Source organism: Streptomyces prunicolor NBRC 13075 (genome assembly GCF_000367365.1).
In the GTDB taxonomy this organism is placed as follows: Bacteria; Actinomycetota; Actinomycetes; order Streptomycetales; family Streptomycetaceae; genus Streptomyces; species Streptomyces prunicolor.
In genome coordinates, this window is the sequence record NZ_BARF01000141.1 from 23,388 (window position 1) to 43,486 (window position 20,099).

At 70.9% G+C, this 20,099-nt stretch carries 13 protein-coding genes and 2 pseudogenes; 11 read left to right on the forward strand and 4 right to left on the reverse strand.

Annotated elements, in window-relative coordinates; translation table 11 throughout:
* Positions 1-35: 35 nt before the first annotated feature.
* From SPR02S_RS59710 to SPR02S_RS51415, 10 genes are all read left to right on the forward strand, one after another.
* Positions 36-347: a DUF3040 domain-containing protein gene (locus SPR02S_RS59710; protein ID WP_026151665.1), complete on the forward strand. Its 312-nt coding sequence runs from the start codon at positions 36-38 to the stop codon at positions 345-347.
* Positions 344-1,402: a DNA topoisomerase IB gene (locus SPR02S_RS51370; protein WP_019064861.1), complete on the forward strand. Its 1,059-nt coding sequence runs from the start codon at positions 344-346 to the stop codon at positions 1,400-1,402. Before SPR02S_RS59710 ends, SPR02S_RS51370 begins: the two co-directional genes overlap by 4 nt.
* Positions 1,403-1,440: 38 nt before the next feature.
* The gene (locus tag SPR02S_RS51375; protein WP_019064862.1) at positions 1,441-2,979 is read left to right on the forward strand and encodes an FAD-dependent oxidoreductase; all 1,539 of its coding nucleotides are present in this window, start codon (positions 1,441-1,443) and stop codon (positions 2,977-2,979) included.
* A gap of 148 nt (positions 2,980-3,127) precedes the next feature.
* Positions 3,128-4,600: an aminotransferase class I/II-fold pyridoxal phosphate-dependent enzyme gene (locus tag SPR02S_RS51380; protein WP_019064863.1), complete on the forward strand. Its 1,473-nt coding sequence runs from the start codon at positions 3,128-3,130 to the stop codon at positions 4,598-4,600.
* Positions 4,601-6,091: 1,491 nt separating this feature from the next.
* Entirely contained in the window at positions 6,092-6,364 is a 273-nt protein-coding gene (locus SPR02S_RS51390; RefSeq protein ID WP_019064865.1) for a type II toxin-antitoxin system Phd/YefM family antitoxin, read from the forward strand.
* Positions 6,361-6,624, forward strand: a complete 264-nt coding sequence (locus tag SPR02S_RS51395; RefSeq protein ID WP_019064866.1) for a Txe/YoeB family addiction module toxin — start codon at positions 6,361-6,363, stop codon at positions 6,622-6,624. The genes SPR02S_RS51390 and SPR02S_RS51395 overlap by 4 nt, the downstream gene beginning before the upstream one ends.
* Positions 6,625-6,932: 308 nt before the next feature.
* Complete coding sequence (locus SPR02S_RS51400) at positions 6,933-8,528, forward strand: TIGR02677 family protein (RefSeq protein ID WP_019064867.1); 1,596 nt, start codon at positions 6,933-6,935, stop codon at positions 8,526-8,528.
* Positions 8,525-9,763, forward strand: coding sequence for a TIGR02678 family protein (locus SPR02S_RS51405; protein ID WP_019064868.1), 1,239 nt, complete (start codon positions 8,525-8,527; stop codon positions 9,761-9,763). The genes SPR02S_RS51400 and SPR02S_RS51405 overlap by 4 nt, the downstream gene beginning before the upstream one ends.
* Complete coding sequence (locus SPR02S_RS51410; RefSeq protein ID WP_019064869.1) at positions 9,760-13,908, forward strand: TIGR02680 family protein; 4,149 nt, start codon at positions 9,760-9,762, stop codon at positions 13,906-13,908. Before SPR02S_RS51405 ends, SPR02S_RS51410 begins: the two co-directional genes overlap by 4 nt.
* Entirely contained in the window at positions 13,905-15,161 is a 1,257-nt protein-coding gene (locus SPR02S_RS51415) for a TIGR02679 family protein (RefSeq protein WP_052347209.1), read from the forward strand. Before SPR02S_RS51410 ends, SPR02S_RS51415 begins: the two co-directional genes overlap by 4 nt.
* A gap of 544 nt (positions 15,162-15,705) precedes the next feature.
* Here the strand turns inward: SPR02S_RS51415 and SPR02S_RS51420 are convergent.
* Entirely contained in the window at positions 15,706-16,953 is a 1,248-nt protein-coding gene (locus SPR02S_RS51420) for an IS256 family transposase (protein ID WP_019064871.1), read from the reverse strand.
* Between the two features lie 261 nt (positions 16,954-17,214).
* On the opposite strand from SPR02S_RS51420, the gene SPR02S_RS65480 reads away from it, so the two are divergent.
* Complete coding sequence (locus SPR02S_RS65480; protein ID WP_245607779.1) at positions 17,215-17,364, forward strand: hypothetical protein; 150 nt, start codon at positions 17,215-17,217, stop codon at positions 17,362-17,364.
* 51 nt (positions 17,365-17,415) lie between these two features.
* Here SPR02S_RS65480 and SPR02S_RS65485 read toward each other — a convergent pair.
* The 3 genes and pseudogenes from SPR02S_RS65485 to SPR02S_RS51430 all read right to left on the reverse strand — a co-directional run.
* Positions 17,416-17,751: pseudogene (locus SPR02S_RS65485) on the reverse strand (DUF2637 domain-containing protein); the annotation flags it as partial.
* A gap of 1,114 nt (positions 17,752-18,865) precedes the next feature.
* Positions 18,866-19,078 (reverse strand): annotated as a pseudogene (locus SPR02S_RS66400) (DUF6221 family protein); the annotation flags it as partial.
* A 435-nt stretch (positions 19,079-19,513) separates the two neighbouring features.
* Positions 19,514-20,099 (reverse strand): DNA-directed RNA polymerase subunit alpha C-terminal domain-containing protein (locus SPR02S_RS51430; RefSeq protein ID WP_019064873.1); only part of this gene is annotated, 586 nt, incomplete at its 5' end.

A 20,099-nucleotide genomic window follows, 5' to 3' on the forward strand; every position in this document is an offset into this window, starting at 1 on the left:
CGGTGCCTCAGCACGGGACGAATGAGGTATTCACCGTGGAAAGCCGAAACAACCCCGATGACGTCGCGCTGTCGTCGCAGGAACGCCTCGCGCTGTGGCGTATCGAGGCGGAACTCCGCCAGGACCGACGCCTGGCCCGGCGGATGCGCCACCCGGCAGCCCGGCCGTGGCTGCCCGTGTCGGTGGCCGCCCTGACATGTGCGTCACTGCTCCTCCTCGTCGTGGGAATCCTCACCTCCGACTCCGCCGTCCTGTGGTGCCTCGCCGCACTGTGGCCGATCACCCTCCTGCTGGCCTTCCGGATGCTGCGCCGTCCGGCCGGCGCCGGGAACCGCACCAGGTCATGACCGTGAACTCCGCGCCGCCGCACGGCAGTTCACGGCAGCAGGTCCGGTTGCGCGACAGCGACGTCCACCGGCCGGGAATCACCCGGATCCGCTGCGGGCGAGGATTCCGCTACGTCGACCCCGATGGCCGCTCCATCACCGACGAGGTCGAGAAGCAGCGCCTGAGTGACCTGGTCGTACCGCCCGCGTGGAAGGACGTGTGGATCTGTCCTGAGGCCAACGGGCACATCCAGGCGACCGGTACCGATGCCGCGGGGCGTCGCCAGTACCTCTACCACCCACGGTTCCGGGAACAGCAGGAGGCGGCCAAGCACGAGCACGTCCTCGAAGTGGCCCCCGCCCTGCCCCGGCTGCGGAAGCACACGGCCGAGGATCTCAAGGCCCGGGGACTGTGCCGGGACCGGGTGCTGGCCTGCGCGGCGCGCCTGCTCGACCTGGGATTCTTCCGGATCGGGAACGAGTCGTACCGCCGTGACAACGAGACGCACGGTCTCACCACGCTGCTCCGCGAGCACGCCTCGTGCCACCACGGCGAGGTGCGCTTCGCCTATCCGGCCAAGGACGCGAAGGACGTGTCGCAGGCGCTGGCCGAGGAGTCCGTGTGCCGGGCCCTGCGCTCGCTGCTGCGCCGCCGTGACGACGGGGAGCGCCTTTTCGCCTACTGGCAGGCCGGTGCCTGGCACGACGTGCACGCGGACGATCTCAACGCCTATCTGCGTGAGCGCACGGACACCGACCTCACGGCCAAGGACTTCCGCACCTGGCACGCCACCGTCCTCGCGGCCGTCGCCCTCGCCGTGGCGGAACCCGTCGCCGCGGCATCCCGCACCGCCCGCCGACGCGCGGTGACGCACGCCGTCCGTGAGGTGGCCGGCTACCTGGGGAACACGCCCGCGGTCTGCCGCGCCTCGTACATCAACCCCAGGGTCGTCGAACTCTTCGAGGAGGGCCGGACCATCGCCCCGGCCCTCGACGACCTGGGCGCGGGGGTCCGCTTCGGTGAACCGGCCACGCAGGGTGCCGTGGAGGAAGCCGTGCTGCGACTGCTGGCGTAGCTTCGCGTATCCCGTCGCCCCGTGGGCACCCGGCGACCATGAACACCGAGACAGGAACCGAGGCCGGAACCAAGGGATCGTACTGGCTGGAGACCGCACCGCCCGGCGAGCCCGCTCCCCCGCCGCCCCATGACCTCTCCGTCGATGTCGCGGTGGTCGGCGGCGGCATCGCGGGACTCAGCGCGGCCTGGGAACTGACCAGGCAGGGACGCGAGGTGGCCGTACTGGAGGCCGGACGGCTCGCCGCCGGCGTCACCGGTCGCACGACGGCCAAGCTGACCGCCCTGCACACGCTGGTCTACGACCATCTGCGCCGCACCCGTGGCCCCGAGGGCGCGCGGCTGTACGCGCGCTCGCAGTCCGCCGCGATCAGCCACGCCGCCGAGATCGTCGAGGAGTTGGGCATCGACTGCGAGTGGGAGGAGGCGGCGGCCTTCACCTATGCCGAGGACCCCGGGGGCGTGGCGGAGCTGCGAGCCGAGGCAGAGGCTGCGCGTGAGGCGGGGCTGTCGGCCGACTTCGTCACGGAGACCGACCTGCCCTTCCCGGTGGCCGGCGCGGTCCGGGTGACGGGGCAGGCCCAGTTCCATCCCCGGAAGTACCTGCTGGCGCTCGCGGACGACCTGCGACGGCGCGGCGGTGCCGTGTACGAGGACACCCGGGTCGTGGGCCTGAGCGAGGGCGAACCCTGCGTGCTGACGACCGACGCCGGCGTGTCGATCCGCGCCGACGAGGTCGTGATCGCCACGCACTACCCCGTGTTCGACCGGGCCCTGCTCTTCACCAGGCTGTCCCCGAGGCGGGAACTGGTGGTGGCCGGCACCGTCGACGAGGCCCTGGCACCTCGCGGCATGTACATCACGCCCGAGCAGGCCACGCGGTCGGTCCGCAGCGCACCGTACGCCGACGGCAAACGCCTGCTGATCGTCACCGGGGAGCACTTCACCCCCGGTGCCGCCGACGTCGAGGAACGCTTCGCCCGGCTGTCCGCCTGGGCCCAGGACCGCTTCCCGGGTCTCACCCTCACCCACCGCTGGGCCACCCAGGACAACGACTCCACCGACTCCGTGCCCCTCGTCGGACCGCTCCACGCCGGCAGCCGCCACACCTACGTGGCCACCGGCTTCGGCGGCTGGGGACTGAGCGGCGGCATCATGGCGGCCGGCCTGATCGGGGATCTCGTCGGCGGACGCGAATGCGAGTGGAGCGGCCTCTACGATCCGCGCCGCCTGGCCTCCGTGATCCGCGAGGGCGGGTCCTTCCTGAAGCACCAGGCGCACGTGGCCCAGCGCTTCGTCGGTGACCGGTTGCCGCCGCTGACGGGCCCCGCGCTGGAGGACATCCCTCGCGGCGAGGGTGCCGTGGTACGGACGGACGGCCGGCAGTGCGCCATTCACCGCGACGAGACCGGCCAGCTCCACGCGGTCTCGGCCCGCTGCACCCACCTGGGCTGCATCGTGGCCTTCAACTCCGCGGAGCAGGCGTGGGAATGCCCCTGCCACGGTTCACGCTTCGCCCCGGACGGACAGATCCTCCAGGGGCCCGCCGTACGGCCGCTGGAAAAGCACGACATCTGAACGCGGTGGAGAGCGGCGGTTCCCCGATTGCGGCGCACGCGGACGCGGAGTGGGACATCGTCCGGGCGAGTACCGGACGGTGAGTGGCCGCGGCGGTGCCGGTGCCCCTGGCCTGCATGATCGCCACGCCGCGGGGAACCCGGCCGCCATGGCTGCGAACCAGGCTGAGGCCCCGATTCTCGAAGCGCTCGCCCGCTACGCGGACGCGGACGGACTGGGGTTCACTCCCCCGGGCCACAAACAGGCACGCGGCGCGGACCCCCGCGCCCGTGCGGTACTGGGTGACGCCGTCTTCTACGGTGACGTCCTGGCCAACGGCGGCCTGGACGACCGGCTCACCCGGGGCCGCGTACTGGAGCGGGCCGAGAACCTCATGGCCCACGCGGTACACGCGGACCACACGTACTTCTCGACCTGTGGAAGTTCCCTGTCGGTGAAGGCCGCCATGCTGGCGGTGACCAGCCCCGGCCACCGGCTCCTCGTCGGACGCGACGCCCATAAGTCGGTGGTGGCCGGACTCATCCTGTCCGGTGTCGAGCCCGTGTGGGTGGAACCCCAATGGGACACCTCCCGCCACCTCGCCCATCCCCCCTCGGCGGCGGGCTACGCCAAGGCGTTCGCGGAGCATCCGGACGCGGACGGTGCCCTGGTCACCAGCCCCACCCCGTACGGAGCCGCCGCCGACCTCAGAAGCATCGCCGACGTCTGCCACCGGCTCGGAAAGCCGCTCATCGTGGACGAGGCGTGGGGAGCACACCTCCCCTTCCACGACGACCTGCCGTCATGGGCCATGGACGCCGGCGCCGACATCTGTGTGACCAGCATCCACAAGATGGGCAGCGGTCTGGAACAGGGCTCGGTGTTCCACCTCCAGGGCGACCTCATCGATCCCGCCGAACTGGCTTCGCGGGCCGACCTCCTCGGCACGACCAGTCCGAACGTCCTGATCTACGCCGGCATCGACGCCTGGCGTCGGCAAATGGTCCAACACGGCCACGAACTCCTCGGCGAGGCACTGGAGTTGGCGGCACGCACCCGCACGGCCGTCGAAGCGGTCGGCGGCTTCCACGTCAACGACGCGAAGGACTTCTGCGGCCCCGACCTCGCCCACGACTTCGACCCGCTCCCGGTCGTCATGGACATCGGCGAACTGGGCACCACCGGCTACCGCGCCGCCGACTGGCTGCGGGCCCACCATCACATCGACGCCCACCTCTTCGATCACCGCCGGATCAGCGCACAGCTCACCCACGCCGACGACGAGCAGACCACCACCCGTCTCCTGGCGGCCCTGCGCGACCTGGCCGACCACACCACCGAGCTGCGGGACGTCCCCCAGGTCGCCGTCCCGTCACCCGCCGAACTGCGGATGGACCAGGCCCGCCAGCCCCGCGACGCCTACTTCGCCCAGCACACGAAGGTGCCCACGGCCGAAGCCGTCGGCAGGATCGCCGCCGAGATGATCACCCCCTACCCACCCGGCATCCCCGTGGCCCTGCCCGGCGAACGCCTCACTGAGCCCGTACTGAAATACCTCGTCGCTGGAGTCGAGGCCGGCATGTTCCTGCCGGACGCGGCCGACCAGCGACTGAACACCGTACGGGTCGTCGAGGAGCACTGACCCGCGCCCCGCGTGCTGAAGCCACGAGCCCGCCCCCTCACCAACAGCGCGCCTCACGCCCCGCCAGGCCCTCGCCCCCCGTGGTACTCGCGAGGCTGCCTGGAGAACCGCCGCCACTCGCTCCATGAGGAGAGGTGATGCCCGGCTTCGCACAACTCCTGTGCAGGTGGCGACGAGTTGCGCAGCGACCGGTGACTACGGGGCCGGCCGAACTCGACAGGACGGATGGCAGCCGTCCGGATGCCGAAGTCCTCGTCGTCAGGGCTGAGTCGGCGGAGACGGCTCAACTCACCCTCCGCCTGCACGCCGACAGCGACGACGTCTCCATCTCACCCCTCAGATCGCCAAACGCACCGATGGCACAGCGGGGTTCGTGGTGCCGGCGCGCAGGTGGATGGCGGAAAGGACGCTGAGTCGGCTGATGCGCTCGTGTCGCCTGGTGCGCGACTACGGGACACTGCCGGCCAGGCACGAAGCCATGGTGCTGTGGCCGATGGCCATGCTCATCAGCGGTCGTCCGGCCGGACGCCGTCCTGTCGGCTTCAGACGGCCGGCGCCCCGGGAGCGGGGAACACTCCCGGCCGCACCTGGAGGGCCCGCTCTCGCTCCACCAGGCGTTTCGCCTTCGATCGCAGTCCCTCGACTTTCGCCGGCACCGTATCCAGCCCGCGAGCGACAGCCGGTTGCCGACACCGCATGCCCCCGCAGCCCGCTTCAGAGTCCAGCACCGGCACGATCCGCTGGTAGTCCGGCGCGAGGACCGACGCGGCCATGCCCGTCTCCCGCTGGGGCGCTGTCGAACGCGCCACCGGGCTTCCCGCCGGCTCCGTGACCACCGAAGGCGGCCCGGCCGGCACCTCGGTCACCATCACCGGGCATCCACCAGCCGCTGAAGCTCGCGTTCCGCCCCACCGAGGGCCGCAGGCGGGGGTTCAATCCGCCGCGTCCAACGACACCCGAGAGGGCGCTATCGGTAGCTGTCTCGACATGCTGCGCGAGCAATGTCCCCCATCCTGGCCCGAGCACGGCTCGCTGGAGGAGGCGCCATCGGTGCTCAAGTTCAGCCAGAGCAGGTCGGCAAGAGGACACCGCGTACATGTACTTCCGCATGCAGCCGGTGCCGAGATGTCTACTACGGATCGACACCGGACCGCACTTGACGCCCGGCATGCCAAATATGCCGCATGCGCGGTGGACAGGGACGACGATACTCGCAGCCCGAATTCGCCCCCGATTCGGCCCGGCAGTTCTTCAGAGAGTAAACATTGCCTCTGAACTGCGGAAATAACGAGCGGCAGACGAGCCGGGCCGTACGCCGGGGACAGCTGCATCATGTATGAATGCGGCCTCTGAACTGCGCAGACGTTCCGCGTGACCAGAGGCCGTGCACATCGCGTGCACACTAACCCGAAGATCACCCCCCCAAGCGGTACGAATTTCCGTACCAGTCCGGTACGATATTAGGTACCACTCCGCGAGAGGACGTGTGTCATGACACTTACCGCCAGCGAAGCGCGCAAGGAACTCTTCCCTCTGATCAAGAAGGTCAACGACGACCACGCGCCAGTGCGGATTCACTCCAAGAACGGCGACGCCATCCTCATGTCTGCAGAGGACTACGACGCCTGGCAGGAAACCATCTACCTCCTGCGCTCCCCGGCCAATGCCCGCCGCCTCATGGAAGCTGTCGCCCGCGACCGTTCGGGCCAGACAGGGGTCACCAAAACCCTGGAGGAGCTCCAGGAACTGGCCGGTGAGGAGTGAGGGACGTCAACTTCGACCCGGCCGCCTGGGACGACTTCCAGCACTGGCTTGCGACCGACCGCAAGATGGTGCGCCGCGTCGTCCGCCTCATCAGCGAGATCCAGCGCGATCCGTTCAACGGCATCGGCAAGCCCGAACCACTCAAGGGAGACCTCTCCGGGTACTGGTCGAGGCGCATCGACGACGAACACCGCCTCGTCTACCGAGCCGATGACAAGCAAGTCAAGATCCTCAAGGCTCGGTACCTCTACACCGACTAGCCTGGCTCAGCCAAGTCGGTGAGCGCTTCTTGCCTCCACCCTGCAGCGGCACGCAGTTGCCGGCCTCTTGCCGGCTGGCGACGCGGCCCTTTTGGTGAGGCCTACGGCGATAGCGACGCCTCACATAGGCCCTGGGCTTGGCAGGCCTACCGTGGCCAGGACAGCCCATCAGAGGCGGCGGGCTGCAACGCGACAGACGAGGCGCGACCGACTGCGCCGGCGGCGAGAGCCCGCCCCGGCGTGACCCTGCGCGAAGAGCAGGCCACGATTGCCCTAGCAGGGTGTCCGTCGGAGAGAATGCCTGAACGATGACGTCGACGCCTTCCGGACCGGCCCGGGCCGGGTATACGCCCTTCGCTCACCTCACCGTGCCCAACGCCGCCCTCTACCGCCGGGTGATGGGAGCGTTCCTGGCCGCCAAGGAGCGCTTCGCCGTTCACCTGCGGCCTGAGGACGTGGTCGCGGCGCTGCCGCCGGAGCACCGGCCCGCCGACGTGGACACGGTGGTCAAGGCGTTGGACAGCCTTGTCGATTGGGGCAATCTGCGGGCGGATCCGGACACTTCCCGAGTCACCGCGGTCGAGGACTTCTACCGCAAACGCTTCATCTACCAGCTCACCCAGGCCGGCGAGGCAGCCGAGCAGGCGCTGTCCGTGTACGACGAGACGCTGGGGCGGCCCGGTGCGCTGCAGGCGGTGGCCCTGCACGACATCGTCACCCAGTTGCGGGCTCTGCTGGTGATCGCCGCCGAGCAGGAGGAAGGCGAGCCGGACGCGGCCAAGGCGCATCTGGCGCTGTCCGCTCTGACGAGCCGGTTCGAGGCGTTGGCGGAGAACGCGCGGGCCTTCATGGGTTCCCTGCAGCGCACGATCGACCTGCACGGCGTGGAGGTCGATGTGTTCCTCGCCTACAAGGACCGACTGATCCAGTACCTGGAGCGGTTCATCCAGGACCTGATCGCCCTGGGAGGGCGGATCGCCCTGCTCATCGGCGAGTTGGAGGAGCAGGGCCGGGTCGGCGTGCTGCTGCGGCTGGCGGCGGCCCGGGAGGCTGCCGATGCCGCCCCGGGCGAGGCCGAGAGCGCCGAGGCGCGAGCTTATGAACGGTGGGTGGGCAGATGGTCGGGGCTGGCCGCCTGGTTCGTGTCGGCGGAGGGCCGTGAGTCGCAGGCCCGTCTGCTGCGCGGCCGCGCACTTGGGGCTATCCCCCAATTGCTGGCGGTCGTACGGCAGTTGAACGAGCGGCGGGCCGGGCGCTCGGACCGCTCGGCGGACTTCCGCACTCTGGCCCGCTGGTTCGCCGAGGCGCCCGACGACGCAGCGCGGCACCGGCTGTGGCGTGCGGCGTTCGGGTTGTATCCCGCACGTCACCTCACCGTCGACGCCGATACCCTCGACCGGCGCGCCGCCCGCCCGGTGGCCGCCTCCACCCCGTGGGCCGAGGCCGAGCCGCTGCGGATCAGCCCGCAGCTGCGCCGTACCGGCAGCTATGAGCGGCGCGGCAGGACCCGCCGGGTGCAGGACCGGTCCGAGCAGCGCAAGCGCCTCGCCGAGATCGCCGCCCAGCAGGCCCAGGAGATCGCGGCCGCCCGCGCCGGCCTCGCGACGGACGGCACCACGAGGCTGTCCGCACTCGGCGAGCTCGACCCGCTCGCCTTCGGCCTGTTCCTACAGCTGCTCGGCGACGCCCTGGCCACCTGGCGCCCCGGCATGACGGCCACCGTCGCGACCAGCAACGACGGCACGATGGAGATCCGGCTCACGGCCTTGACGGACGGTACGAGGGCCAGAATCCGCACCCCGGGCGGCACCTTCCGCGGCCCCGACCACCTGGTCGAGATCACCGATCTCACCCGAACCGGCCAGACGCGCGCTGCCGGCACTTCTGGCGGGGAGGAGTCATGACCACGCCCCTGGGTGAGGTGCTGGACGGCCGGCGCACCGCCGAGTTCCACAAGGCCGCCCGCGCGCTGCTGAAGGAGCCGCTGCTGCTCGCGCACGGCCCGCACGCGGAGGAGTTTCGGCTGGTGCGTCGGCACGCCGGCGACCTGCGCGACTGGTTCGACCGCAACGCCGGCTGGCCGCTTCGGGTGGACGCGGAGGCGGCGCGGCTGGGCAGAGCACCCGGCACCCTGGCCGACCCCAGCCATCCGGCCCGCGAGGCCTCCCGCGCCCGCGCGCCGTTCACCCGCCGCCGCTATGTGCTGCTGTGCCTGGCGCTTGCCGCACTGGAGCGCGGCGAGGCGCAGATCGCGCTCGGCCGGCTCGCCGAGCAGGTGGTCCTGGACGCAGCCGATCCCGAACTGGCCGCCGCCGGGATCGAGTTCACGCTGGAGCGGCGCGAGGAGCGACTGGATCTGGCGGCGGTGGTACGGCTGCTCATGCACTACGGCGTGCTGCGACGAGTGGCTGGGGACGAGGACGCCTATGTCAGCGGGGCGGGCGATGTGCTCTACGACGTCCAGCGTCGCGTCCTGGCCGGACTGCTCGCCGCCCGCCGCGGCCCGTCGATGATCACCGCGGACGGTTTCGAGGACCGCCTGGCCGAGCTGACCTCCGAGAGCGCGCTGGACAGCGACGAACTGCGCTTCCGCGCCATCCGCCAACGGTTGACCCGGCGCCTGCTGGACGACCCGGTGCTGTATTACGCCGAGCTGACCGACGAAGAGCTCGCCTACCTCACCCGCCAGCGCGCCTTCATCACCGCCCGGATCACCGAACTGACCGGTCTGGTCGCGGAGGTGCGTGCCGAGGGCATCGCCATGGTCGACCCCCTGGACGACCTGACCGACGTACGGATGCCCGAGCAGGGCACCCACGGACACGTCACCCTGCTGCTCGCCGAGCACCTCGCGACCGCCGACGGCGCGGTCAGCCGCGGCGAGCTGGAGCGCAGGGTGCGAGAACTGGCCACCGAACACGGCGGCTTCTGGTCCAAGAGCGCCAAACAGCCGGGCGCCGAAGCGGAGCTGGTCGACCAGGCCCTGGCCAAACTGACCTCGCTCGGCCTGGTCACCGCCGCACAAGGCGGCGTCGCCCCGCTGCCGGCGCTGGCCCGGTACGCGGTCGGCGAGACCGTCGTACGGGATCCGGGAGTCCCCGCCCCTCGTACTTCTCAGCGAAAGGCACGACCGTCGTGACCGCCCTGCCCACCCCCGCGCCCGGCCGGTGGCGTCCGCTGCGCATCGGCCTGGTCGATCTCTTCTACTACGACACCGAGGAGTTCTGGTTCCGGGACGGACGGTTGCTGTTGCGTGGCAACAACGGCACCGGCAAGTCCAAGGTCCTCGCCCTCACCCTGCCCTTCCTCCTGGACGGCGACCTGTCCGCGCGCCGCGTGGAGCCCGACGCCGACCCCGGCAAACGCATGGAGTGGAACCTGCTGCTGGGCGGGCAGCATCCGTACCCCGAGCGGCTCGGCTACACCTGGATCGAGTTCGGCCGCCATGACGAGGCCACCGGACAGGACCGCTTCCTCACCCTGGCCTGCGGGCTGAAGGCGGTGGCGGGGCGCGGCATCGCCCGTCACTGGTACGCCGTCACCGACCAGCGGATCGGACCGGAACTCAGTCTGCTCGACGCCACCGGCACCGCGCTGTCGCGGGACCGGCTCGCGGAGGCTCTCACCGGGCGCGGCATGGTGTACGACACGGCCACGGCGTACCGCAGGGCGGTGGACGAGGCGCTGTTCGGGCTGGGTGAGCGGCGGTATGCGGCCCTGGTGGACCTGCTCGTCCAGCTGCGCCAGCCGCAGCTGTCGAAGCGGCCCAATGAAACGGCTCTCTCGCGTGCGCTGACCGAGGCGCTGCCGCCCATGGACCAGGCGGTGATCGCCGATGTGGCCGAGGCGTTCCGGTCCTTGGACGAGGAGAAGGAGGAGCTGCGGGCGGCCACCGAGGCCGAGCGCGCCGCCTCCGCCTTCCTGGACCACTACCGCCGCTACGCCCGCGTCGCCACCCGCCGCCGCGCCCGGCTCCCCCGGCACGAACACGCCCGCTACGAACAGCTGAACCGCGACCTCGCGCAGGCCCAGACCGAGCGGTCGCAGGCCGAGGAGGACAGGGAGCGGATCGCTGTGCGGCTCGCACATCTGGAGGAGAGTGCCGCGCGGCTGAAGGCGCAGGAGGCCGCGCTGCGCGAGGGCCCCGAGATGCGCAGCGCCCGGGAGTTGGAGCAGGCGGCGGCGGACGCACGCCGCACCGCCGGGGAGCTTTCCCGCACCGAGGCGGACCGGGAGCAGGCCGCCCAGGCGCACACCCGCGCCCTGGGCCGCCTTGAGGGTGCCGGCAGGCGGTTCGCGGCGGCCGAGGAGCAGGCCGCGGACACGCTCGCGCGCGAACGGGGGGCGGCCTCGGCCGCCCGACTCGACGCCGATCTGCGCATTGAGGGCGCGCCGGAGGCCGAACTGCGCCGCGCGGCCGAGGAATCGGTGGCGCGCAGGCGACGCACGGTCGACCACGTGGAGGAGATGGCGTCCCGCGCCGAGGAGGCCGCCGCCGAGCGGCGCGCCGCCGCCCGCCGGCTGGACGAGGCGCAGACCGAGGCCGGGCACACTGCCGAGCGGCAGGCCCAGGCGGAGGCCGCCGCAGTCCGGGCGGGCCGGGAACTGGTCGCCGCCGTACGCGAACACCTCGACGTGTGCGAGGAGTTGACCCCACAGGACCCGGTGGGTCTGCTGGACGGTCTGCAGGACTGGGTCACGCATCTGCGGGGTCCCTCTCCCGCGCGGGTGCATGCCGCCGACGCCCATCGTGCCCGGGCCGCGAACCTGGCCGACCGGACGGCGGCTCTCGGTCAACGGCTGACCGAGCTGAACACCCGGCGCGCCGAGAGCGAGCGGGAGCTGGCCGACCTGGAGGCTGGCGGCCAGCGCGGTCCCACGGCACCGCACACACGTGCACCCGGCGTGCGCGAGCCGGCGCCAGGAGCGCCCCTGTGGCGGTTGGTCGACTTCCACGATCACGTCACCGCCGGTGAACGCGCGGGTCTGGAGGCGGCGTTGGAGGCCTCCGGCATCCTGGATGCCTGGGTGTGCCCGGACGGTAGCGTCCTGCGCGCGGACCTGCACGACGTCCTGCTGTCACCGGGCGCCCCGCTCACCGGGGCGGTGCTCGGCGACGTGCTGCGCCCGGCAGTCGACCACGGTGATCCGCGCGCCGCGGCGGTGGGCGAGCAGACGGTGGCGCTCCTTCTGACTGCCGTCGGGCTCGGCTCCGGCGGCGACACCTGGGTGGCGGCGGACGGCCGTTTCCGCGTCGGAGCGCTGACCGGCAGCTGGTCGAAGCAGGCCGCCGTATACGTGGGCGAGGGCGCCCGTGAAGAGGCGCGCCGGGCCCGGGTCACCGCTCTGCGCGGCGAACTGAACGCTCTGGCAGGCCAGTTGAATAAGCTGGAGGCCGAGCGGGCAACGGTGGCCCGACGTCGCCGCACTCTGGATGCCGAATTGGCCGCCGTTCCCGACGACGCCGCCCTGCGCCACGCACACGCCCTGGCCGCGGCCGCCGCGGACGCCGCCCACCGGGCCCGCGCCCGCCAGGACGAACGCTCGGCCGACCTGGCCGCGGCGGCCGGGCAGGAAGCCGAGGCCGTCGCCGAACTCACCGACACGGCAGTGGCTGTGAACCTGCCCGCCGACCGTCCGCAGCTGCTCGTCGTCCGCCAGGCGCTGGCCGACTACGCCGCCGTCCTGGCCGCTCTGTGGCCCGCCCTGCGCGAGCGGGCAGATGCCGGACGCGCGGTGGCCGACGAGCGCGCGGAAGCCGAGGCTGCGGGCGCGCGGGTGGCGGAACTGGCTCTGCGTGCCGAGGAGTCGGCCCGCCTGGCGGCCGCCGCCGACGAACGGCACACCACCTTGCGCTCCACCGTCGGCGCCGCCGTCGCGGAGCTGGAGCGGCGCCTGGCCGCCACCGCCGAGGCCCTGGTCGCCTGCGACCGCGACCAGCGCCGCTCCCGCGAGGAGCACACCGCTGCCGGCCGGCGCGTCGGCCATGCGGAGGGCCGTCTCGAGCAGTTGGAGAAGGACGTGGGCGAGGCCGCCGCTTCGCGCGCCGAGGCGATCGCCGCGCTCCAGCGTTTCGCGGCCACCGGACTGCTGGCCGTCGCGCTGCCCGAGGCGGCCGTGCCCCCGCTGGACGACGGACCATGGGCGGCCACCCCGGCCGTCGCGCTCGCCCGCGCCATCGAGGCGCAGCTGTCGGGCACGTCCGGCACCGACGACTCCGACGGCGCCTGGGAACGCGTCCAGAAACGGCTCAGCGAGGAGTACAAGAAACTCCAGGACGCCCTCTCCCGCGGCGGCCACACCGCCACGGCCCGCATGGTCGAGGACGGCATGGTCGTCGACATCGTCTACCAGGGCCGTAGGCGCACCGTGCCCGACCTGGCCGCGGCCCTCTCCGCCGAGGTGACCGAACTGGCGCACATCCTGTCCGCGCACGAACGCGAGATCCTCGAAACCCACCTGCTCACCGAGGTCGCGGGCACCCTGCAAGAGCTGATCGCCGCCGCCGAGCGGCAGGTGCGGGCCATGAACGCCGAACTGCTGGAGCGGCCCACGTCCACCGGCATGAAGCTGCGTCTGGTGTGGCGCTCCTCGCGCAAGGCGCCGACCGGGCTGGCCCAGGCAAGGGAGCGCCTGCGCCAGTCCGCAGACGCCTGGGCACCCGAGGACCGGGCTGCGGTGGGGGAGTTCCTGCAGGCCGAGATCGCCCGTCGGCAGTCCGACGACACGGCGGGCAGCTGGCTTGAGGTGCTCACCGCAGCGCTGGACTACCGGTCCTGGCACGAGTTCGGCATCGAGCGCCACCAGCACGGCGCCTGGGTTCCGGCCACCGGCCCCGCCTCCGGCGGCGAACGCGTCCTGGCCGTGTCCGTACCGCTGTTCGCCGCCGCCTCCTCGCACTACGCCACGGCCGCCCCCGACGCCCCACGCCTCGTCACCCTGGACGAGGCGTTCGCGGGCGTGGACGACGACTCACGGGCCAAGTGCCTGGGCCTGCTGCACGCCTTCGACCTGGATGTGGTGATGACCAGCGAACGCGAGTGGGCCTGCTACCCCCAGGTCCCCGGCATCGCCATCGCCCAGCTCTCCCGCGTCGACGAGATCGCCGCGGTCCTGGTGACCCGCTGGGAATGGGACGGCACCGATCGCGTACGGGGGAATGAACCGGATCACCGCCTGGCGACCCTCCCCGCACAGGCTGCTCCCCCGGATGCTGCGGTCGGCGCGGCGACACCCGTACCCACCGAGGGCACCGACTCCGGCCAGGACCCGCTGTGGGCATGAACAGGCCAGGGCTACCCGGCTCCCCCGACGAACCCGGCCCACGCATCGACCTCGACCGCCTCGGCCGGCTGCTCGGCGACCCCGGCCTGGCCTGGCTGGTCGAGCGCGTCCGGCGCCGCATGGAGCGGGACGAACCCCTCACCGGCCCGCTCACCCTGACCGCCCCCACCCCCGCCGAACGCGCCGCCGCCGAACGCCTGTTGGGCCGCGCCCCACGCGCCGGACGCTCACTGACCGTGCGCCTCGACGCGGTGGATACAGTGCTGCGCCGCTCCGGCATCAGCCCCGACGGCCTCGCCACGGCCGTCACCGCGCTCACCGGCCGCGTCGCCCGGCTCGCCGACGTACGCGAACAGGAGGCGAACGCCTGGCAGGAGGCATACGCCCCACTGGCCGCGCTGCGCCCCGAACTGGCCGAGTGGGCCGACCAGTTGCGCAAGGACGGTCTCGTACGCCGCCTCGCCCGCACCCCGCAGACGGCGAAGGTCCTGCTCACCGACGCCACGACGGCCCTGCGGCCACTGCCCGCCGACCCGGCGGTGTCCCTGCCCGCCTTCGCCGCCACCGCTCTCGGCGACGCTCACGCGCTCGACGACGGAACCCCGCTCGCCACGATCGTCCTCTCAGGCATCCGTGCCCTGACCGGCTTCCCCGACGGCAGCGGAGCCGAATGGCGCCGCGAGGCGTGGGCCTCGGCAGGCCTGCTCAGAGATGCCCTCTCCTCCACCGTCCTCACCCTGGGCCTGCGCGGCACCCCCGCTCTCGACTGGATGACCGACGCGGGCGAACCGGCCGTCCTGACGCTGCGCCAGCTCACCCACACCCCGCCGAGGATGGCGCCCGGGGTCGTGTACGTCTGCGAGAACCCGACCGTCCTGGCCACCGCGGCCGACACCCACGGCCCCGCCTGCCCACCCCTGGTCTGCCTCCAGGGCCAGCCCTCGGCCGCCGCCCTCACCCTGCTGCGCCACCTCCACTCCCACGGATCCACGCTCCGCTACCACGGCGACTTCGACTGGGGCGGTCTGCGGATCGCCGACGCGCTGCTGCGCCGCATCCCCTGGCAGCCCTGGCACTACACCGCCGCCGACTACCGCACAGCGGCCGCCGCCACACCGTTGGCCCCACCCCTCACCGGCACACCGACCGACGCGGCGTGGGATCCCGCACTGGCCGTGGCGCTGGGCGAACTCGGGGTGCGCATCGAGGAGGAGACCGTCCTGGACATCCTTCTGGCCGACCTCGCGCTTTGAGCTCGTCGTGCGGGCGGTACGTGGACATCGCCCGCCGACAGCCAGGTCATTCCGGTCGGCCGTGAGCTCCTGAGCCCTGTGCCAACGCGACATCCTCGTTCAAGCAACGGCTCTGGAGATCCCCTATTCGTCCGCGTTCCGCTCCCCAGGTCGTGGCAGTTCTGCTGGGTGTGCGCCGTTCTTGCGGCCCTGGCGCGGAGGCTGCCGCCGACGCGCAACATCAACAACGGCGCCCCCGATCCCCCGCAGGCACGCACCCGCCCGTTCACCCGCCGTCCCCTGTTTTCCTTTGTTGGGGGGCGAGCGCGGGGGGGTGCAGAGGGGGATGTCGGGCTGCCGACCACGCCAACAAGTCCCTGGTGACCTGCGGATACGTCACCCTGGCGCGCAACGGAGTGGACAGGTGCCGGCGGGGATATCGACGCGGTTGTCGGCCCGTTCGGCGGCGGTGTTGTCGCATCGTGACCGTGGTCGGGCCGTCCTGGTCGCAGGTGTGGTCGGAGTTGGCGGCTGTCGTGGGATGGTGTCCCGCCGAGTGGTGTAGTCACTGGCCGAGCTGGTTCGGTCCCTGCTGTGGCGGAAGTTGATGGTCGTCCTCGTCTGTCTTGGCGGTGAGGAGTTCGGCCATGGAGGCTTCGGAGAGGTAGCGGCGGTCGAAGACCTGCCATTCGTCGTGGAGTTCGGCCAGGACCGCGGCGGCCAGCCGGTCCAGGGCGGCGGGGTTGGGGAAGACCTGGACGACGTCGGCCCGGCGTTTGATCTCCCGGTTCAGCCGCTCCAGCGGGTTGGTGGACCAGATCTTCTTCCAGTGCGTCGGCGGGAAGTCCGCGAACGCAGTGATATCCGTCGCGGCGTCCAGCAGCATCCTCTTGACCTGGGGGAACTGCCGTCCGAGCATGTCGGCCACCACATTCAGCTGGGTGCGTACTGCCTCGCCGGTGGTCTGCGCGAAGACGGTGCGGATAGTCGCCGCGACCATCTCTCCTGACCCCTTTTCGATCACGCCGAAGACGTCTCGCACGAAGTGAACTCGGCACCTTTGCCAGGCCGAGCCGAGGAAGACGGTGCGGATCGCGGCCACCAGGCCACTATGGCTGTCGGAGATGACCAGCTGGACATTGTCCAGGCCGCGGGCCCGTAAGGAACGCAGGAACTTCGCCCAGAACGGCTTCGACTCGCTGTCGCCGACCATCAGTCCGAGGATCTCGCGGTGCCCAGTGGCGGAGATGCCGGTGGCGATGACCACCGCCTGCGAGACGATCCGATGGTTCACCCTGGCCTCGCAGTAGGTGGCGTCCAGGAAGACGTAGGGGAAGACGGTGTGGTCCAGCGGACGTTCCTTGAACGCGGTCAGTTCGGCGTCGAGTTCGCCGCAGATCCGCGACACCTCGGATTTGGAGATCCCGGTGTCGGCGCCGAGGGCTTTGACCAGGTCATCGACCGAGCGGGTGGACACGCCGTGCACGTATGCCTCCATCACCACGGCAAACAGGGCCCGGTCGATTCGCCGGCGCCGCTCGAGCAGCGAGGGGAAGAACGATCCGGTCCGGACCTTGGGGATCTTGAGGTCGAGGTCGCCGGCCTGGGTGGTCAGCAGCCGTTCGCGGTGGCCGTTGCGCCACGTGGTGCACTGATCGGAGTGCTCGCCCGGGGCGGCACCGATGATGTCGGTCGCCTCGGCCTCGATGAGTTCGTGCAGGATGCGCTCGCACAGCATCCTGATCGTCTCAACTCCGTCGGCCGCACGTAGTGACTGAAGCAGCTGGATCAGGTCAGACTGGGACAAGGCCATCGTGCGCTCCTCCGGTTGAACTGCCCGTTCACCAGGAAGACTTGCGCGATGGCCGACCCTTGTTCAGGGAGCAGTCACCGACAGCGGGTGCACGCCCCGGGCAGACACCCGCGCGTTCCAGGGCCCTGACCGGCTACACCACTCGGCGGGACACCATCTCCCGTAGCTGCGGCTACCTCGCGCGAGAGCCGCCAGCTGCCTCGATCGCCCGGCTCCGATCCGCACCTCCTTCCGCAGAGTTTCGGCCGACGCGGGGCGCTGGTGAAGCTCCCGGTGCCGGGCATCAAGCAGCCGAGCCCGTACCAGCAATGGGTCGTCGTCATCGTGCAGCCGCTCGCTCTTCGCCTGCCCCCTTCGCCCTCCCCGCTCCCCCTGCATGCCATCCGGGCGGCGCACCAGAAACTCCACTGACAACAGCGGCGCCGCCGGAGGCCACCCAGCAACCAACACCGGCTTCCACTCCAAAGCCGGGGCTGCCGCAACATTCGCCACCAGGGAGACCGCGATACCCAGAAGGAACGCCGACCGCGCCGCGCCTCGGGCCCGGCGAGTGTGAGCCCCAAAAGGCTTCAGCAAGCCGACCGTGGCCAAAAGCAAAAGGCCGTCCACGGACAGCGGCCACAACGAGGCACTGACCGTGTCCGCCCCACCCTGCAACGCGAACTCCCGCTGGTGAACGTATGACGCATAGGCGGCGACCCCAGCGACCACGAGAGCGCACAGAGGCCGGATCCACACGTCCGGATCGAAGCCCCGCCTCCCGGCAGCCCTCTCCCGGGGCTCGGTGGCATCGCTCATCGGACCCACCGCCTGGCACCCGGATCCGGTGCACAACGCGTGCACACTTCCACGGGAACTCCCGGGAAATCGCAGGTAGAAGCGGGAAGACCCCAGACAGGACGAAGGGCCCCGACCGGACCATAAGTCCAGGTCAGAGCCCCGCCGACAGACGAGCCGGGCTGTACGCCGGGTTCTGCCATCCGGTCGCCTTTCGGCAGCCCAACTCGGGGGCAACCCTCAAGAGTCTGCGCACGGATCCTTTACTGCGGCCCCCTTGGAGCTTGCTCCGGGACCGGGGATGGGAAGACCAGCGGACATCAACTCAACATCCGGGCCGACGATTCGAGTCCGCACCACAACATGCGAGGACCCTCTCGACGTGGGCAAGTGCCTGAATTGCGGCGCCATCGCCGGATGCCCCATACGAGGCGGCCCGTCGATAACCCTCATCACGCCCTCCCGATCCTTGCACCGTATGTCACCCAGCATCCGCACAAGCCAAGCGAGATCGTCCACTGCCGACGTCACCGCTCACCGGCAAGATCGAAATCACCCGACGCCTCCGGAACGGCAAGCGGCCCCTTGGGGCGGCGCCACGGGTGCGCAATGGGCGCGGACACGCCTCGCCACCAGGCATCAGTGGGAAGGGTTCCCGCAGGATCGAAGGGCTCGCCCGGCCGGGGAAGCGCAACCGCCTGCCCGAACTCCTCAGCAGCGTCCTTCGTCCATTCCCCCAGCTCCGCGGTTGCGTCCAGGGAAGTGGTGTACGGGCTCGACCTGATCGGGGGGTTTGCTCCGTCATCGGGACGGTGCCAGCATAGATGAACAGCCACCGGCTGATCTTCGAAGCGTCGAAGGGACACGGCTCCAACGGCGATCATCAAAGCCGCGGCCGGCACCGCCACCTCTGGCCAGCCTCAGGGGTGTAGGACCGCGCAAGCGAGCACCAGCAGGGCGGCGGACAACACCTCCGCAAGCGAGGTATTCAGGACCGCGGCCCCTTCCAGACAGCAGAGCGTGGCCCATCCTGATCCAGGCCATGCTCTCCCGGCTCGTGGACGCCCTGGAGGTGCCACCGCTTCGCCCAAGCTCAGAGCACAAGGTCGATTTCCGTCCCCCGCTTCAGGACTGGCTAGGGGGACCACGCGTCCCGCCATGCCGAATGGAGTTCGTAGGGCAGGGCCATGGCCTTGAGACCCGCGAAGACAAGGCTCGACTCCAACGGCCAGACAGCGCCGCACCGGCGCTCGTGTTCGAGCCGCTGTTCGTACCGGCGCAGGATGCCTGCGTTGACGCAGACGGCGGCGAGCAGCGACGCGGGGCACGGGCGGGCGCATCCCGCTGACGGGTCGGGCGCGACGGAGTGCGGGCAGGCAGCTCGTGGAACAGGTGGGCATCGTGCGCGTCCTCGTCCAGGCGCGCGTAGAGAAAGTCCACCAGTTCATCCAAGGACGAGACGTGCATGAGCCCTCCCCCTCCCTGGGTTCTTCCGCCCTCCGATCCCGGCAGTCAACACCCCCTGCCAATGGACAGCTTGCTTCTCACCCCGTTCCAGAGTTGCCGCTCCCGTGACAATCACGCTCCAGCCCACAGGGGATTCGGAGCCGATCACGTCAGCCTCGTCGGTGGCTGGACGCCTCCGGGGCCTGCACGTCAGATGACGCCGACTGCGCGGCTCACGGCGTCGGGGCGGTGCGGCTTTCAGTTGATCGCTACCGTGCAGAGCAGGGCGGTTCAGGTCTCAGGAGTGACTCCGGGCTCCCGCGCGGGCTGCCGGCGTTCAGTACCGCTCGGTCTCGACGAATCCCGTGTCCGCGTTGTCGGTGGTGAAGGTGTCGACCGCGGCCGTGGGGTCGAATCCGGGCGGGCTGTCCTTCAGTGCCAGGCCCATGCCGGCCAGCTTCGCCTTGACCTCGTCGATCGACTTCGCGCCGAAGTTGCGGATGTCCAGGAGGTCCGCCTCGGAACGCGCCAGGAGCTCACCCACCAAGTGGACGCCCTCGCGCTTGAGGCAGTTGTACGAGCGGACCGTGAGGTCGAGTTCCTCGATCGGCAGCGCCATATCGGCGGCAAAGGCGACGTCCGTCAGGGTCGGGCCCATGTCGATGCCCTCAGCGTCGAAGTTCAGCTCGCGGGCGAGACCGAACAGCTCCACCAGGGTCTTGCCGGCCGACGCCATGGCGTCACGGGGACGCATGGCCTGCTTCGTCTCGACGTCGACGATGAGCTTGTCGAAGTCGGTCCGCTGCTCGACACGCGTGGCCTCGACCTTGTACGTGACCTTCAGCACCGGGCTGTAGATGGAGTCGACCGGAATACGGCCGATCTCCTGGCCCACCTGCTTGTTCTGCACGGAGGAGACGTAA

Bases quoted from the DNA above. Each gene is read 5' to 3' on its own strand.
- SPR02S_RS51370 (WP_019064861.1), top strand. From the start codon at position 344: ATGACCGTGAACTCCGCGCCGCCGCACGGCAGTTCACGGCAGCAGGTC.
- SPR02S_RS51375 (WP_019064862.1), top strand. From the start codon at position 1,441: ATGAACACCGAGACAGGAACCGAGGCCGGAACCAAGGGATCGTACTGG.
- SPR02S_RS51380 (WP_019064863.1), top strand. From the start codon at position 3,128: ATGGCTGCGAACCAGGCTGAGGCCCCGATTCTCGAAGCGCTCGCCCGC.
- SPR02S_RS51390 (WP_019064865.1), top strand. From the start codon at position 6,092: ATGACACTTACCGCCAGCGAAGCGCGCAAGGAACTCTTCCCTCTGATC.
- SPR02S_RS51400 (WP_019064867.1), top strand. From the start codon at position 6,933: ATGACGTCGACGCCTTCCGGACCGGCCCGGGCCGGGTATACGCCCTTC.
- SPR02S_RS51405 (WP_019064868.1), top strand. From the start codon at position 8,525: ATGACCACGCCCCTGGGTGAGGTGCTGGACGGCCGGCGCACCGCCGAG.
- SPR02S_RS51415 (WP_052347209.1), top strand. From the start codon at position 13,905: ATGAACAGGCCAGGGCTACCCGGCTCCCCCGACGAACCCGGCCCACGC.
- SPR02S_RS51420 (WP_019064871.1), bottom strand. From the start codon at position 16,953: ATGGCCTTGTCCCAGTCTGACCTGATCCAGCTGCTTCAGTCACTACGT.